We start from the raw sequence: 17305 nt of genomic DNA on the forward strand, positions 1-17305 counted from the left end.
ATCCCCGCCGTTTAGGGCGGGGATTATTTGAAACATAGGGATTTTTACCCTTATTCTTATCCTGTTGTTACGTAACTACCAGGACATTATTTTGTTGTTTCATCGGCGTTATTCAATGGTGCTCCCGTGTATTGATTGAAGCGAGCTTTTTGAATAATAGAGTGAAAACTATTGGGGGTTTCGCTCACGCCTTGGTGGGTGGCGCTATACCATAGTGGTAGCGCTTTGAATGAAAACACTAAATCGAAATCCATTGCGACCGAATTTTTATCCATAGGCTGTGTGCCCAAACGGTTGGTAAACCACTTCATCCACGCGGGTGTTGCCGGAGCTGGCGAGCAGATATTTTGGCCATTGGCATTAGGTTTTCCATCGTCGCCACAGAGTTGGAAGCCCGGTGGTGCTTTTTGCGGGAATGAAGGCAGCAAAAAGGATTCCATTTTATTCTGTGCGACATTCCATTGGGCGGTACTGTGACAGCTCATACAAGATGAGTCGGGCGCGTTAATCTCAACCTTGCCATTAACGGCAATATTATTGCGCGCTCCATCATTCGGGCCAGAAAGACGATCACCCCAACCCAGGGTTTGCGTTGAGTATTTGGGTGCTTTGGGGTTGATCCAATTTTCTACCAACGGCTGGCCAGGTTTTGTCGCCTGTGGGTCATTACCCCATTGGGCGCCGAGAGGAATCATTTTGTCCCAAGCGTTGCCCGGTAAAGAGCTGTCATACACCAAGGTAGTAAAAACCCAGCCAGTGATGGGCGATGATTTTGAATCCTTAACAATAATATCGAACTGGGCTACGTAGCCAGGCCAAACCTGTGGTTGTTTATCACCAGACTGATCGATAAACAGCGACCATTCTGCCGCACCTTTCATGGCATCCCACCAATCGGTTTTTTGCGTTGGGTCAGTAGAGGCAAATACAGCTGCTTTTACAATTATCGCCCCCTCTTCAAATTGGCTATTGTGGGTTTTAATATCAGGCTTCATTGCTGAAGCGCCCCACAACTTAGTAAGTGTGTACGCAGCGCGCTTATCGTAATAGGTTAATACGTGGGTATTAAAGGTGGCTCGTAAACCTGTGCCAGGAAAAATTGCTGGGCCAAATTCACCCGCAGGGTAAGTGCCGCGAATTGCTTCGCGCTGACTGCCTAGCCAAGGTTCGTTGTACCAACCAGATTTTCCTGCATTCCAGGTGGGATAATGCAAAATTAAATTTTCCGCATTTTTACTCACATATTTACGCAGTGCTAAAGCATAAGCACCCGCGTTTTTAGTATTTATCTTTTGGCCTTTAATGGCCGCTTGCCAGGGCGAGTTCTTTAAGGGTGGTAGTGCCTTTTTCTGCCAATCAAAACTGCCTTTAAATAAAGGCCCGGAATATTGCTGTGGAGTGGGTAGTTGTCCATTGTTATTTTGAAATGGCGTAGCAACGCTCGCGGCAATAGCTTCAATCTTAGCGCGGTGCGTTGGTTCAGCATAACTGCCGCAACTCATTGCCAAACTAAGGCAAAGCGATGCACTAAAGGCGACTTTCATCTTTTTCATAGTAATATCCTTTCAACAGGGTTTTGGTAGTGAAACCGTTTGATATTCCTTTTGCGTGAAAGCAAAAGGTGTAGGTCTTGAGATAAATCTAAGAATTTAATTTTTCTGCTAAGTCTTGTGCGAAACCGCACATAGTGAGTGTTGGATTCCATGAGCCGGAAGAGGGAAATAGTGAACCTCCGGTCACATAGAGATTTTTTACACCGTGGGGCCGATAATCTAAACCAACGACAGATGTGGCCGCATCAGTGCCAATCCACAGCGGTGAAGCTTCGTGCACAATAATCGGTAAGCGTATATCCGCTGCCGTGGGGCGCGCTGATTGCCAGCCATTGCCATCAACCCAATATTCCATATCGGCGCTATGGTTTTCTGGCGTCATAGCAGAAATTGTTTGAAAGGTAGCCTCATCCAAAACATCCCACAATTCTTGGTCTGCTTTACTAAGGTCTAATTGCAAAGAGATATTAGTAGTTGGGTCGCGGTCATCATTTAATTTGATCCAATTGTCAGGATTCTTTTCACTTACTTCCCCGAGAGTTGCACACACAAATACAACGTAATTTTCGGAGCCGTGCAATTGTTCTGGTGATGCAACGGCTGCCGCGTCTGGCGCTTCGCGTGCAATAGTTCCCGCATCTGCATCAGGGTTTACAGACGTGAATGCACTGCTTTGTACGTGATACTGCAAGCCTGATTTACTGTCGGTACCGGCTAAATAAGTTGCACCAATTTCTAAATTTTCTAAAGACGTAAAGGCTGAACGCTTAATGCGGGCGATGACATGCGACATAAAATGCCCGGTATAGCGCTTACCTGCATTCTGTAATAAATCAGTATCGGCAAAAGAGTTCATTAATAACGTGGCTGGCGGAATGGTGCCCATGCCCAATATGATTTTTGCGCTGCCCACTGCGATTGCGCCGCGACTGGTATGAATATGGGTAACTGTACCCTTACTGTCGTGTGCTAAGCGATCTACGACACAGCGATCCACTAGTGTTAGTGCCGAACCTGACCCTGCTTTCTCCAGCAGAAGTTGCTTTTGTTGTAATTCGAGAAGTGTGCCCACCGTCGAGTATTTATAAAATTTAACACCTTGCCAATCGGTTTTTCCTACCGCAATAGGTGCTGAAAATGCCTCTGTTGCCGATGGGACAGAGCCTAAATTGCTGCGCAAATTTTTAGTTATCTGTTGTTGCAATGCACCATAGATACCGTTTTGAATTTCATCGGTAGCGGTGACATGTAAGAAATTCTGGGCGCGCTGCCAAAAATTTTTCTGTTGGGTTACCGCAATTAATTGTGCTGGCCAATCCCGCAGTTGAGCCGGCGTTGGCGTTGGGCACCATGCGCTCCAATAGGTTGAGCGACCGCCTAATTGCGGGATATAGCCAGCTTGAAAAAATTCATTGCCTTCGGTTGCCATTTTTTTAGTGCGCGACCAGGGGTAGGTTGTGGTTGGTGTGCCCGTCGTTACCTGAAACGCCGTTGACAACATTTGATAGTGAGTCGGCAACCAATATCCTCCTCGCTCTAAAATCAGAATTTTTGCATGCGCGTTGCACTTCAGTGTTTGTTCAATAAATGCAACTGCCGTTGGCCCAGTACCTATCACAATAAAATTAAATTCTGCTGTTTGTATGCTTGGCCATGCGTCGGGCTTTGCAAAAAATGCACTGCTGGCAATTTGCTCGGCGGTAGCATTCTGCGGGCCGGGGTGTGGATAACCGCTATTGTTGGGAGGCGCGCCAGAGGCATCTTTTGCTACATCGTTGCTGTCATTGTTAGAGGTAAAAAAACTTTTATAGTTAGACATAAAATTTACTCAGCGAAAAATTTATTGTGTTGGATTGGTTTTACCTAAAAAAACATAAGATATTTAATGATCAAGCGCGCGATCGGGGATGATCCACAAATAATCTGAGCGACTTAGTGTTTTGAGGCAGGGAGTCTCTGGCGTGAGATAGGCTAATAGCAGCGGGCAATCTGGATTTTGGTAGCTTGCGGTGCCGGCAGGATGCCCTAGCGCTGTAGGCCAGCCCGCGCGCACATGACAGTTGCGACAGCTGGTCGCGATTGGGTGAGTTACACCTTCAATATAGGGGTTAACAGCGATATCCATTTCGCCTTTATCGTTTGGTGGCACCGCATAAGAGTCGGTTAGTAAGTAATGTTGCCAAGGGCCCTGCGCATTGGGTAGCACGGGTCTATTTTTAGCATAGGGGTTCTCAGCGATATTTAGCTCTTCATCATCGGCCCACCACACACTTTGTAAGGTCCAGCTGGGTAGTTCTTTCGTATTTACGTGCATGGCTACTGTCACTAAATAGTCGCCTACATTAAACGGCTGATTATTTGCCCAGTAACTAGAAGCAGTAATGATGGCCTTGTCACTATCATTAAACGTTTCCCAGTCGGCTTTGGTGACTTTATGAAAATAAAAATCATTAAGCCCATAGATAGGCGCGTTCATTGTTACGCTTGGCATCATCGTAGGAGCACCGACTGGATCAATGCTGCCAGAGGGGCAGTACCAGTCTTGTTGATGGTTTCTTACCCCATATAAAAACTCAACCTCCGCGCGCTGCCCAATTTTTTCCCCAGAGGGATCTATGGCAACTAAGCTATTCCAAATTTCATAGCCAGCATAGTTAGGGTTGCTCGGTTTAATTTGATTTTTCCAAACGGGTAGTGCGGTTAATCCCGTAGCCTTCACTGGCCAATACATGTGCTTGGTCACTATGGAGCCCTGAGCTACGTTCACGTCTTTTTTATCTTGATATTTTTTATCTAGGGTGGATTGCAAATAGAGTTTTTGGTCGCGAATGCTGTTGTAGGCTTCTCTGCTGAGTGATTCTGTGGCAATCATAATGTCGCCATTATTCTGAAAATTTTTGCCGTCACCAATTGTCGGTTGCTTATGTGCGTCCAATGTTATTGCTTTAGGGTAGAGAATTTGCACTTCATTGGGTACGCAATAAATAGGTGATTTAGTGTCGACACCGGGGGTGTTTTTAGTGTTGTGGGCGCGCAGTGTTTTGGCTACAAATGGCGCGGCTGGTTTTTGTGTTGGATCGCTGGTGGATGCAGAAAATGCGGCGGTGGTGTTTTTCCAGCTAAACCATAGGGGCCAACCGGTTTTGTCATCTGGCTGCATAATTCCCGCCCAGAGTTTCCATGCATGATCGCGAATAACGGCTTTATTACCATTGTCGGTAGCGGTTTGTAATTTGTTAAGTTCTTCCATATAGCCAAACCCTGTAGGGAAGGGCATATAGCCGCTTTCAGCTACTTTTTTAGGTGAACATGAGACAAAAAAAACAATAGCCGTTATTGCTACTATCGCCGTTAGCGCATAATTTTTCATAGTTGTTTCCTGGCTGTTTTTATTGTTTAACGATTGCTGCTGGTTAGCCCAGTGACTTGGCCTGCATATTTTTTAGCGGTAACTATTGTTTGTTGCAAACGATGGAGCAGGCTTTGAAATTATTGTTGCTGGGGTTTAATACTGTTTTGGTGTACCGAGTGGCTTGGCCGCTGGGATTTCCTTGGAAAATGTATTGCTCAAGTACAGGGTACTGCGCATCAGATACGTTTGCGGTAGCTGTTTGCATCTGATGTCCGACTAAACTGCCAATTTCTTGTTCTTTAAAATTATTGCTGCCGGTAATATCTATTTTATAAATGCCATATTTGGAATCTTTCCAGCGCGCGATCTTGTCAACTTCACCGGTGACGGAAATCAATGCTTTTCCTCCGTTTGTGGCGGTGATGACACATTCACCACTGCATTGATAGGTTCCTTCAATATTAGTAATGGCAGCGGAAGTGTCGCCTGCCTGCGCGCCATTCACAGCAAGTAATGGCACCAACAGTAAGCTTAAAATATTTTTCATAGATACCTTTTGTGCTTAACAGTGTTTAAACATTTTTTTGTTAAAAAATTACAGTAGATAATTGTTAAATAAGTAGAAACTGGCGTTAACTATTTTCTGTTAGTAATCGTTATATGAACATACTGCTCCTAGTAAAGAACACTTTTCTATTACACAGCATTACATTCATGTTTTTTTTAGAAAAACGTCGCGTAAGATTTCATTTTTATCTATTGATGCGACAGAATTGTTAGGTTCTATATTTCAATATTTTTTCACGACGAGCAGGTGGTTAAATTTTATGGCGGGGGTAGGTGTAATTGACGGGATAGTTATCATCCTAATATTTATGGCGGGGGAGGTGATGGGTGGACATAGTGGGTGAAATTAATTCCGTGGTTCAGGATAATTCTTTGGAAGTTTTTTTGAGGAATAACTTTTTATAGCGGGTGTGTCGGTTCTGCCAAAATGCGCTGCTCATTCTTAATGATTGCAGTGTGCTGCCTTGATGTATTACTGAGTACTGCTGAATTCAAATAGCGCCAAGGTTAGCATTAAGAGGTTAGCACTAAGAAAAGACGTGACAAGGCTAGTGGCAGCTAATGGGCTGCTGGGTGTCACCTAGAGATTCATTTGACATTGCCGGATGGTGCATGTATACAAGTATACAAAGTAGATAAATACAATAAGATAAATACAATAAATAGTCATCTAATCTGGTTTTTCATCCATGATAAAGTTTTACCGGAATGTTGCTATTGGATCCTTCATGATGGTGATCCTTAGCGCGTCCATTATTTATGCGGGCTATAAAAAGTCTCAGCTGGCAATTTCCTTGTTTCCGGTGCGCGATCAAGGGTTGGCTTGGAAAACGGCGATAGAGCCGGAGCAGCCAAAAGGCAGGACGCAACTTCAGTTAAAAAATGAACTAGGCAATCTTGAGTACGATTTTTTTCTCGATTCTGCGCAGCAATTTCCCTATGTTCACTATTCGCTCTATTTTGTCGATGCCATCCAGTCAGCGTTGCAAGTCGATCTAACGCGCTACCAAGAGGTGTCTTTTAAAGTCGCTTGCGACCCCAAGAATGTGCTCTTGTTTGCGTTATTTAGTTTCGATGACAAGGTGACAGATCTCAGTAATCTGGTGACGCGGCGAGTGTCGTCCTCGGCATTTTCATGTACGCAGGGCTGGCAAAAAGTCGCTATAGCGCTTGATGATCTCGATACCCCGCAGTGGTGGTTAAGCAAGTACGGGTTCGACTACAGTGAAAAGGGTTATCAGCTCAGTAAAACTATGGGCTTTGCGTGGACTAATTCACTGCAAAGCCCAGCAGATACGCCCTCCAATGTGAAGCTGACAGAGATACAGTTATTGGGCTCAGAGCCTCGCTATATTTATGCGGCCAGTTTGGTGTCTGTGTGTTTATGGGTTTTCTTTTTTATCCTACAGCTGCGCGCCTATGGTGCGGCATTGACGCTGGCAATAAGAGCCAGAGTTAAAGGTGATCAACCGCTTATCGCTTATAAAAAGCTGTCGATTGAGCCGCAAAAGGATAAGGAAAAGGGCGCACTGCTACGCTATATGGCAACGGAATATACCAATCACGATTTAAGCCTCGAAACCGCCATCGGATCGCTCAACATTAATCGCAATAAAATAAATGAGATTCTAAAGGAAGAGCTGGGGTTAACTTTCACAACCTATCTCAACAAGCTGCGCCTGACCGAAGCCGCACGGCTGTTAACCGAAAGCACCCAGATTAACGTCTCGGAAATCGCCTACGCGGTAGGTTATAACAATGTGCCTTACTTCAATAAATTATTTAAACAGGAATACGGCTGCGCGCCAAAAACGTTTAAGGCGCTTTATCAGGCTCAGTCAAAAGACACATTGTGATTTTATGGGTGATTTTCATTTCATTGGGCAGCTTCTGTTCGGTGTGTGACGGTCTGGCTCCTTTGTAATATATGCATTAAAGCTTTCATTTTTCGCACGCTGACAGAGGTTGTGCGAAAAATGGAAATATTTGTTGATGAATCCCGCTATTTTCCTCGCCTGATCACCCGCCTCATGGTGAGTGCTTAAACCAGTAAATACGCTTAATAAATAAGTGCGCTCAATAAAATAGAACAATAAAAATAAATAATAATTTTAGTTTCGCTCAACATTCACTTCTTACTCCCAGCGGTATGCCAGCAACAGTTGGCTGAAATGCTTTGTGCCACTTCCATGCCACTCTATTTCGGAGATTAGAATAATGCATAACCTAAAACCTCTTCCTGGGCTTGTCGCTCAGGCACTTAAACGAACTCGCAGTTTAGTTGCTGCTGGGGCGGTGCTCGCAATCACAGCGCAAGGCGCATCGGCGGCTTGTGCATACAATGTCGATAATGAATGGAACAACGGCTTTGTCGCCAGTATCACAATTAAAAATGACACAGGCGCCGCGATAAATGGTTGGAGCCTTAATTGGAATTATTCCGGCAATCGCATAACTAATTCTTGGAATGCCAATGTCTCTGGCTCTAGCCCTTACACGGCGTCCAATCTTGCTTGGAATGGCAGCATTGCTGCAGGGCAGTCAGTGTCTTTTGGGTTTCAAGGCACCAAGGGTTCAGGAGCCGCTGAGCGTCCAACCATAAATGGCACTGTGTGTGGCGGTGGAGCAGTCTCTTCGGTCGTACCTTCTTCGACAGCTCCGTCTTCGATTGCCCCTTCATCAACTGCGCCCTCATCAATAGCCCCATCAAGTGTTGCGCCCAGCTCGCGCGCACCTAGCTCAGTTCCACCTAGTTCGATTGCGCCTAGCTCCACTCCTCCCAGTTCAATCGCCCCTAGTTCAAGCAGCAAATCCTCTGTTGCAGCACCCGCGCGCAAATTTGTGGGCAACATCACTACCTCGGGTGCGGTGCGGTCAGACTTTAGTAATTATTGGAATCAAATCACGCCTGAAAATGAAGGCAAGTGGGGTTCAGTTGAGGCGACCCGCGATGTCTATAACTGGGCGCCCTTGGATCGCATCTACGCCTATGCACGCGAACATAATATTCCAGTAAAAGCGCACACCCTTGTGTGGGGCAGTCAATTTCCAAACTGGATAAATAATTTGAGTGCTAGCGAACAAGCGGCAGAAATTGAAGAATGGATTCGCGACTACTGTGCGCGCTACCCTGACACCGCTATGATCGATGTGGTTAATGAAGCTACGCCGGGCCACGCACCTGCCGCTTATGCACAAAATGCGTTTGGCAATGACTGGGTGATTAAATCCTTCCAGCTGGCGCGCAAGTATTGCCCTAATGCGACCCTGATTCTTAACGATTACAATGTGCTTAGCTGGAATACCAGCGAGTTTATTGCCATGGCAACCCCAGCAATCAATGCTGGTGTAGTTGACGCGTTGGGCATGCAGGCCCACGGCCTTGCAGATCGTCCATTGTCTGAGACTACGACAAAGCTGAATCAAATCGCCGCCTTGGGTTTACCGATTTATATTTCTGAATACGACATCGAAAAAACTAACGACCAAGAGCAGCTGCAAGTAATGCAACAGCAATTCCCGTTGTTTTATAACCATGCATCGGTGAAAGGTATTACCTTGTGGGGTTATGTAGTGGGCAAAACCTGGCGCGATGGCACTGGCCTTATTCAAGACAATGGCGCACCTCGCCCCGCCATGACCTGGTTGATGAATTACATCGCAACGGCAACGCCCTCAAGCCAAAGCTCGGTGCCTAGCTCGATTCCCGTTTCATCTAAATCGAGCCCGTCATCTGTGGCGGTACCAAGTTCTATCTCTAGTCGTGTGCCCTCATCAACCTCCAGCAGTGTTGTGATTGCGCCTTCAAGTTCGCTGCGCTCATCCAGTTCAAGCTCCGTTATATCGAACACGGCACAATTGGTGGTAGCGATTAATGCTGGCGGTGCGCAAGTGAGTTACAGCGGTGTGCAATATAAAGCGGATCAATACAGCACTGGCGGCACGGCGCACACTACAACTAACAACATCACCAACGTTGCTGAAGGCGCGCTCTTCCAAAGCGAGCGTTACGGTACCTATGGTTATGAAATTCCGGTAACCAATTCGACCTACTCTATCGAATTACAATTTGCTGAAATTTATCAAACTACAGTGGGCCAGCGTTCGTTCAATGTATCGGTTGAAGGCAAACAGGAAATGTTCCAAGTTGATCTCTATTCGTTGATCGGTGCTAATGCGGCTTACACCTACACAGTGAATAACGTTCAAGTCACTGACGGCAAGTTGAACATTGATTTGGCGACACTGGTCGATAACGCAACCCTCGCAGGTTTTGCGATTTACTCATCAACCGGCGGCAAGCTGGTGGAAGTTACTCCCCCGATTAATCCCGGTTCTTCCAGTAAAGAAAATGAAGGCGCTGACTGTGTGCTGGGTAATCCACCCGCGACAACCAGCAACGCAAAACTGCCCGATCCTTTCAAAAAATATAACGGCGCACGCATCACCAGCAAAGCGGATTGGCGCTGTCAGCGTCAAGAAATTTTGAAGCAGGTTGAAGCGTCTATTTATGGCACCAAGCAACCAAAACCGGCGCAGGTAACCGGCACAGTTACGCAAAGTCTAATTACCGTGAATGTTCAGCATCAAGGTAAAAGCGCCAGCTTTACTGCCAAAATAGAAATGCCCAGCAATGTCAGCGGCCCAGTACCTGCAGTAGTGGTACTCGGTGGTTTTGGTGCAGACACAGCAACCATTAAAGCAGAAGGCGTAGCCGTAATTACTTATGATCCTTATGTAGTGGGTGCCGAGTCTGGCAGCCGCAGCAATAAAACCGGCGCTTACTACAGCATCTACGGCAACAACAGCACCACAGGTTTGTTAGCCGCATGGGGTTGGGGCGTAAGCCGCATCATCGACGTACTGGAGCAATCCGGCACTACGGTATTAAAGGCAGATGCAATTGGTGTCACCGGTTGTTCACGCTTTGGTAAAGGAGCTTTCGCTATCGGCGCGCTCGATCAACGTATCGCCTTAACCATGCCGATTGAATCAGGCAGCGGCGGCGTACCTATTTGGCGTGGCATAGCCGGTGAAGGCGCGCAAAGTGCAAGCAGTGCCTACGGTGAAACCTATTGGTTGGGCGATGCCTTCAACACTTATGTTTCCGATGTAAGAAGATTGCCGGTTGATACCCACGAAATTATTGCGTTGGTAGCCCCGCGTGGTTTGTACATTATGGACAACCCACACATCTCCAACCTAGGCCCAAAATCTGCACACGCCGCCGCACTGGCTGGTGCCGAAGTGTATAAAGCCCTGGGCGCAACCAGTTCTATCACTTATCTCTCCAACATAGCGGACGGCTCACACTGCGCCATTCGCCCCGAGTTTAAAGCGCCACTGCAAGCCAACATTCGCCGCTTCTTGAAAAAGGAATCAGCGACTACGGGTGGTATAAATGCGCGTTCAAATGCAACCGCGAATATGAACGACTGGGTGGATTGGAGTACGCCTACCTTGAATTAAGGTTTTTTTACAGCAGGGATGCTGTGACTGATTTTAGAAAGCCAACATTGCTTAGGTGATGTTGGCTTTTTTGTTTGTGACGGCTTGAGTTGTGAAGGGCAATTGCAGGAGCCAAAGCCATAACTAATGGAGCGGCCAAGGTCAAGGCGGAGATTGAGATAATGATTGACGGGCCGTATATCTCCAGATTTATTAAACCGTATATCTACATTTATATTTTTAGTGGTAGCATAAGTCTTTGTTTTGGAAGGGCTATATAGCCCGTAAACTTTACTGGCTTCCGGAGATGTACGGCCGGGGCCGTTGAATAAACTGTTATGGAACCCTAGAATGAAAAAATATGCATTTCTATTTTGTTTTTTTGCTAATACTGTATTCGCTGATGGCTGTCCGATTACTAGTAATGAGTTGTCTGGCTTAATAAAAGTCCATGCTCAAGAAATTAAAGGGGCTGAATATTGTGAGTACAGAAAGATTGTTTCATCCAAAGGAGTGGAGGTTGCTCTATATTCTATTGAAGGGCCTTGCTTTAACAGAAAAGGAAAGAATGGAAACTGTGGAAATATGCATTTCAGGTACTTAACAGGTATTGTAAATGGTAAAACTTTACCTCCTTTCGAAGTAGGAAAGCGTGGTGGCTTCTCTGCAAACGACTTTGAAATTCAAGATAATATAATTACTCTTAAAGGCTTTAAGTACGGTGAAGATGATCCACAGTGTTGTCCTAGTGTTGAAGAAAAAAAATTAGTGGTTCTGACAGAGTCTGGGTTTGAATTTAAACATCCATAACAAGTCGCTCAAGCACCAGTCGCTACGCTCCTTGGACAGTTTTTAAGGTGTGCCGAGAGTAAATAGTTTAATCGCGTAGCGATGAAACTATTTACGTAACTTCGCAAGAGATGGTGGTAGGCCCACCGCATTCGCTTTGCAGTAAGAGAATGCAAACCACTTCAAGCGGCATTGATAAAGAGTCATTGTCGTGAGCGTTGAAGAAACGTCGAGAGTAAATTCGGCAGGTACGATAAACGGAGACGAACGCAAGTGAACCTTTGATGAGGCGTCGTGATGTCCCTAACTGTTGTCAAAATCAGTGGCCCTTAAAACTGCTGAGAGAAATCGAGAAGAAAACTGCTTACTGACTCGATGGCAACCGGCGTAAAGAAGGCGTGACCGTTTATCAGGCTTTTGTGAGGAACTCGGGAAGCTGTCGTGCTGATGTTAAGAGAGAAGCCGAAAGCGGTGACCCCGTAAGGCGAGAGTATCAATGCAGCGCACAGTGGCGGAATCGTTCGTAGTAGTGATGAAGTTGTTGTAATGACAATGGAGCGAAGGGGCGATGTTATTCAGCAGTGATTGAACCAACAACCGCAAGGTAGGACTCAACAATCAATGCACAGTTACAGTATACCGAAGCAGTTAGTGCACAGGGCGTGGCTGAAAGTAAAAGCGAATGCCGGTGTAGCGGGTGCGGATAACATCAGCATCGGGATGTTTGAACAGAATTTGACGAATGAGTTATACAAACTCTGGAATCGAATGAGTTCGGGCAGCTACATGGCGCCAGCGGTAAAGCGTGTAGAAATCGCTAAGTCGGATGGCAAGCTGCGCCCACTCGGGATACCCACGGTGGCAGATCGCGTGGCGCAAATGGTGGTCAAGATGACACTGGAGCCGGAGTGGGATGCTAAGTTTCACTCGTCCTCGTTCGGCTATCGCCCCAAGCGCAGTGCCCATCATGCGGTGCAAGCGGCGAAAATCAATTGCTGGAAATATGCATGGGTGATTGATCTGGATATCAAAGGATTCTTTGATAATTTGAATCACGATCAACTACAACAATTTGTTGCACAAGCAACAGATAACCCATGGTGCAACCTCTATGTCAAACGCTGGGTCACAGCCGGTGTGCAAATGCCAAGCGGTGACATTCAACAGTCAGAAAAAGGAACGCCGCAGGGTGGCGTCATCAGTCCCTTGTTGGCGAACCTCTATCTGCACAAGGTGTTTGATAGTTGGATGCAAAAATATTTTCCACAAAATCCGTTCGAGCGCTATGCTGACGACATTGTTTGCCATTGTCGAAGCGAGCGTGAAGCCGAGCAGCTACTCAGTGCTATTTCACAAAGAATGCAGCGCTTTGATTTAACACTGCACCCTGATAAAACCAAAATCGTGTACTGTGGTCGGCGCAAAATTGAAAGAGCTAGAGCGCAGTCGTTTGATTTTCTGGGCTTCACCTTCCGGCGAAGAACCGTGAAACGCAAAGATGGCAAACTGGCTCCCGGTTTTGCGCCGGCCATCAGCAACAAAGCCAAGAAAGCGATTGTCAAAACGATGAGAGAGTGGAATGTGAGGCGATTGAGTTTGCTAACGATAGTAACACTCAGCAAAAAACTCAATCCACAAATCAGAGGTTGGTTAAACTACTACGGGGCATTTTATCCATCGGCATTGCACGGCATTCGCGAAGCAATTGAATGCCGCTTGTACAAATGGGTGAAAGGCAAATACCCGCAGAAGCGCGCCAGCCGCACGAAAGCCTACTCATGGTTAAAACAAATCAAGCAGTGGAGGCCGAAGCTGTTTGCACACTGGTGATAAAACTGCTGACAATTGGAATAACAAGAGCCGTATGACGCGAGAGTGTCACGTACGGTTCTGTGGGGGGCTGATGGGGAGGTTCCGTTGGTCTACTCGACTTGTATTTTTGCCATTTCGCTGCGCTTCATTTTATGGCAAAACTACAACTTAAAAACCACCGCTTATCGCGGCGTTCAAGCTGTAGAAAAATGAAAATACCCCGCGTTTTTCCCCCTTCTTCATAGTAAAATTCCGCTATTGCAGTTTAGTGAGGCGGATATGGCTAATTTTATTAATACCAACATAAACCAAACCGTGCTGATGGATATTAATTATCTCGATCAGCTGGGTAAAAACAATTTCGATTTTTATCTTTACTCCCTCCTAAATCAAACGAATATTCTCGATGACTTTTTGGGGCGCTACAAAAATCAAACCGTAGGGCGTAAGGCTTATCCGCCTGAATTGTTATTGCGTATTATCTTTTGTGCCTATTACCGGGGGATAACCTCCAGCCGCGTCATGGCCAGTTTGTGCGAAACCGATTTGAAATTTATGGCCTTAGCGGTGGGCACTAAGCCACATTTCACCACTATCGCTAATTTTGTTTCCAGTAACAGCGAGGCGATTAAAGGCTTGTTTCATCGTGTACTGCTTATTTGTGATGAGAGCGGGTTGATTGGCAAAGAGCATTTCGCCATCGATGGTTGCAAGTTGCCTACGGATGCCTCTAAGCAATGGAGCGGCACCCACGCCGAACTCAAAAAGAAATCTGAAAAAATGCGTGCTCGCGCCGAGCGCATAGTGGCCAAGCACGTAGCCTCTGATTCCGCAAAAAATGATAAAAGCGGACATTATCAAAAGGAACAGCAAACTATTGAAACCCTCTTGCGCAACGCAAAAAAAATAGACAGCTTCTTGGCCACCCATAAACCGCGTATTGGGCACTCGCGCAATAAACGTGAAGTTCAAAGTAATATCACCGATAACGAATCGTGCAAAATGACCACCAGCAAAGGCACTATTCAGGGTATGACCTGCGTCACGGCGGCAGATGATAAGCATCAAATTATTGTAGAGGCGCAAGCCTTTGGTGTTGGCCAAGAACAAATTACATTAAAGCCCATGATCGAAAACATCAAAACCCATTTTGATGACAGCCTTTTTCAAGATGGCTGCATTATTACGGCTGATACGGGTTATTGCAGTGAAGACAACTTGGCTTTTTTGCATGAGCAACAAATTACGGCCGTTATTCCCGACAACCAATTCCGATTAAGAGACCCTGTATTTTCGGGTTCGGAAAGTTTTTTAAAACATAAAGAAAAACGCCAGGCCACACGTAAAGACAATAAAAAGACCCGCGCGATATTTTCCAGCAAAGACTTTGTTGTGGATACCGACAATAAAGAAGCAGTATGCCCCAACGGAAAGAAGATGCTCTACCTAGGAGATTATTTTAAAACCCCAAGTGGCCCACATGTGCGTTTCAGGGGCGAACTAAAAGATTGTCGCGAATGCCCACTCAACAAGCAGTGCATGAAAAATGATGTAAAAGCCCAAGGACGACAAATCTCCGTATTAATTGAAAGCCAACGAAAAGTCACTCATCTCGACCGGATGAAGAAAATAATTGACAGCGAGGATGGCAAAAGAATTTACAGCAAACGCATGCACACCATTGAGCCGGTGTTTGGCAATATATGCAGCAATAAAAGGCTCAACAAACTAAGCTTACGCGGCGAACAAAAGGTAACTGCCCAATGGCAGTTATACTGCATGGTGCACAATGTGGAAAAGCTCTGGAGATATGGGACATAGTGGGGGTAAAAGAGCACCGAAGTGCTTTTATAGGCCAAATGCGATCATTTTTAACCGATAAATGACTTATTAGTTCAGTTTTATATTGCATCTTGTCGATTGCAAGAAAAGCTGTTCAAATAGTCGTCAATTTAAAACAACCACGCGCTGGGAAGGATTTTGTGTTTTTAAACTTAATTTTTCTACAGCCTCGTTCAAGCTGTAGAAAAATGAAAATACCCCGCGTTTTTCCCCCTTCTTCATAGTAAAATTCCGCTATTGCAGTTTAGTGAGGCGGATATGGCTAATTTTATTAATACCAACATAAATCAAACCGTGCTGATGGATATTAATTATCTCGATCAGCTGGGTAAAAACAATTTCGATTTTTATCTTTACTCCCTCCTAAATCAAACGAATATTCTCGATGACTTTTTGGGGCGCTACAAAAATCAAATCGTAGGGCGTAAGGCTTATCCGCCTGAATTGTTATTGCGTATTATCTTTTGTGCCTATTACCGGGGGATAACCTCCAGCCGCGTCATGGCCAGTTTGTGCGAAACCGATTTGAAATTTATGGCCTTAGCGGTGGGCACTAAGCCACTTTTCACCACTATCGCTAATTTTGTTTCCAGTAACAGCGAGGCGATTAAAGGCTTGTTTCATCGTGTACTGCTTATTTGTGATGAGAGCGGGTTGATTGGCAAAGAGCATTTCGCCATCGATGGTTGCAAGTTGCCTACGGATGCCTCTAAGCAATGGAGCGGCACCCACGCCGAACTCAAAAAGAAATCTGAAAAAATGCGTGCTCGCGCCGAGCGCATAGTGGCCAAGCACGTAGCCTCTGATTCCGCAAAAAATGATAAAAGCGGACATTATCAAAAGGAACAGCAAACTATTGAAACCCTCTTGCGCAACGCAAAAAAAATAGACAGCTTCTTGGCCACCCATAAACCGCGTATTGGGCACTCGCGCAATAAACGTGAAGTTCAAAGTAATATCACCGATAACGAATCGTGCAAAATGACCACCAGCAAAGGCACTATTCAGGGTATGACCTGCGTCACGGCGGCAGATGATAAGCATCAAATTATTGTAGAGGCGCAAGCCTTTGGTGTTGGCCAAGAACAAATTACATTAAAGCCCATGATCGAAAACATCAAAACCCATTTTGATGACAGCCTTTTTCAAGATGGCTGCATTATTACGGCTGATACGGGTTATTGCAGTGAAGACAACTTGGCTTTTTTGCATGAGCAACAAATTACGGCCGTTATTCCCGACAACCAATTCCGATTAAGAGACCCTGTATTTTCGGGTTCGGAAAGTTTTTTAAAACATAAAGAAAAACGCCAGGCCACACGTAAAGACAATAAAAAGACCCGCGCGATATTTTCCAGCAAAGACTTTGTTGTGGATGCCGACAATAAAGAAGCAGTATGCCCCAACGGAAAGAAGATGCTCTACCTAGGAGATTATTTTAAAACCCCAAGCGGCCCACATATGCGTTTCAGGGGCGAACTAAAAGATTGTCGCGAATGCCCACTCAACAAGCAGTGCATGAAAAATGATGTAAAAGCCCAAGGACGACAAATCTCCGTATTAATTGAAAGCCAACGAAAAGTCACTCATCTCGACCGGATGAAGAAAATAATTGACAGCGAGGATGGCAAAAGAATTTACAGCAAACGCATGCACACCATTGAGCCGGTGTTTGGCAATATATGCAGCAATAAAAGGCTCAACAAACTAAGCTTACGCGGCGAACAAAAGGTAACTGCCCAATGGCAGTTATACTGCATGGTGCACAATGTGGAAAAGCTCTGGAGATATGGGACATAGTGGGGGTAAAAGAGCACTGAAGTGCTTTTATAGGCCAAATGCGATCATTTTTAACCGATAAATGACTTATTAGTTCAGTTTTATATTGCATCTTGTCGATTGCAAGAAAAGCTGTTCAAATAGTCGTCAATTTAAAACAACC

Annotated in this window: 9 protein-coding genes and 3 pseudogenes; 8 read left to right on the top strand and 4 right to left on the bottom strand. The window is 45.5% G+C overall.

The genetic code is table 11. The features are described 5' to 3' along the window. Positions 1-86: 86 nt before the first annotated feature. From AC0KUT_RS02040 to AC0KUT_RS02055, 4 genes are all read right to left on the bottom strand, one after another. Complete coding sequence (locus tag AC0KUT_RS02040) at positions 87-1553, bottom strand: hypothetical protein (protein ID WP_488833139.1); 1467 nt, start codon at positions 1551-1553, stop codon at positions 87-89. An 88-nt stretch (positions 1554-1641) separates the two neighbouring features. Continuing rightward, the gene (locus AC0KUT_RS02045) at positions 1642-3372 is read right to left on the bottom strand and encodes a GMC oxidoreductase (RefSeq protein ID WP_488833140.1); all 1731 of its coding nucleotides are present in this window, start codon (positions 3370-3372) and stop codon (positions 1642-1644) included. Between the two features lie 63 nt (positions 3373-3435). Further along, positions 3436-4923 carry a hypothetical protein gene (locus tag AC0KUT_RS02050; protein ID WP_488833141.1) on the bottom strand — a complete coding sequence of 496 codons (1488 nt, stop codon included), beginning with the start codon at positions 4921-4923 and terminating at the stop codon, positions 3436-3438. Positions 4924-5005: 82 nt separating this feature from the next. Beyond that, positions 5006-5452, bottom strand: coding sequence for a hypothetical protein (locus AC0KUT_RS02055; RefSeq protein WP_488833143.1), 447 nt, complete (start codon positions 5450-5452; stop codon positions 5006-5008). A gap of 748 nt (positions 5453-6200) precedes the next feature. Between AC0KUT_RS02055 and AC0KUT_RS02060 the strand changes: the two genes are divergently transcribed. The 8 genes and pseudogenes from AC0KUT_RS02060 to AC0KUT_RS02095 all read left to right on the top strand — a co-directional run bounded on the left by AC0KUT_RS02060 (position 6201) and on the right by AC0KUT_RS02095 (position 17163). Further along, positions 6201-7328: a helix-turn-helix domain-containing protein gene (locus tag AC0KUT_RS02060; protein ID WP_488833145.1), complete on the top strand. Its 1128-nt coding sequence runs from the start codon at positions 6201-6203 to the stop codon at positions 7326-7328. A 361-nt stretch (positions 7329-7689) separates the two neighbouring features. Continuing rightward, positions 7690-8028, top strand: a pseudogene (locus AC0KUT_RS02065) (cellulose binding domain-containing protein); the annotation flags it as partial. A 210-nt stretch (positions 8029-8238) separates the two neighbouring features. Further along, a pseudogene (locus AC0KUT_RS02070) lies at positions 8239-9132 on the top strand (endo-1,4-beta-xylanase); the annotation flags it as partial. Positions 9133-9393: 261 nt separating this feature from the next. Next, positions 9394-10941 (top strand): annotated as a pseudogene (locus tag AC0KUT_RS02075) (glucuronyl esterase domain-containing protein); the annotation flags it as partial. 330 nt (positions 10942-11271) lie between these two features. Next, positions 11272-11730 (top strand): hypothetical protein, encoded by a 459-nt coding sequence (locus AC0KUT_RS02080; RefSeq protein ID WP_488833147.1) that lies wholly within the window; start codon positions 11272-11274, stop codon positions 11728-11730. 600 nt (positions 11731-12330) lie between these two features. After that, entirely contained in the window at positions 12331-13539 is a 1209-nt protein-coding gene (gene ltrA / locus AC0KUT_RS02085; protein ID WP_488833148.1) for a group II intron reverse transcriptase/maturase, read from the top strand. Positions 13540-13800: 261 nt separating this feature from the next. Continuing rightward, positions 13801-15342: an IS1182 family transposase gene (locus tag AC0KUT_RS02090; RefSeq protein ID WP_488831526.1), complete on the top strand. Its 1542-nt coding sequence runs from the start codon at positions 13801-13803 to the stop codon at positions 15340-15342. 279 nt (positions 15343-15621) lie between these two features. Next, positions 15622-17163: an IS1182 family transposase gene (locus AC0KUT_RS02095; protein WP_488833149.1), complete on the top strand. Its 1542-nt coding sequence runs from the start codon at positions 15622-15624 to the stop codon at positions 17161-17163. Positions 17164-17305 lie beyond the last annotated feature (142 nt).

Source organism: Cellvibrio sp. 25HG11W-0 (genome assembly GCF_057815475.1).

Bases quoted from the DNA above. Each gene is read 5' to 3' on its own strand.
- AC0KUT_RS02045 (WP_488833140.1), bottom strand. From the start codon at position 3,372: ATGTCTAACTATAAAAGTTTTTTTACCTCTAACAATGACAGCAACGAT.
- AC0KUT_RS02040 (WP_488833139.1), bottom strand. From the start codon at position 1,553: ATGAAAAAGATGAAAGTCGCCTTTAGTGCATCGCTTTGCCTTAGTTTG.
- AC0KUT_RS02050 (WP_488833141.1), bottom strand. From the start codon at position 4,923: ATGAAAAATTATGCGCTAACGGCGATAGTAGCAATAACGGCTATTGTT.
- AC0KUT_RS02060 (WP_488833145.1), top strand. From the start codon at position 6,201: ATGATGGTGATCCTTAGCGCGTCCATTATTTATGCGGGCTATAAAAAG.
- ltrA (WP_488833148.1), top strand. From the start codon at position 12,331: ATGCACAGTTACAGTATACCGAAGCAGTTAGTGCACAGGGCGTGGCTG.
- AC0KUT_RS02080 (WP_488833147.1), top strand. From the start codon at position 11,272: ATGAAAAAATATGCATTTCTATTTTGTTTTTTTGCTAATACTGTATTC.
- AC0KUT_RS02090 (WP_488831526.1), top strand. From the start codon at position 13,801: ATGGCTAATTTTATTAATACCAACATAAACCAAACCGTGCTGATGGAT.
- AC0KUT_RS02055 (WP_488833143.1), bottom strand. From the start codon at position 5,452: ATGAAAAATATTTTAAGCTTACTGTTGGTGCCATTACTTGCTGTGAAT.
- AC0KUT_RS02095 (WP_488833149.1), top strand. From the start codon at position 15,622: ATGGCTAATTTTATTAATACCAACATAAATCAAACCGTGCTGATGGAT.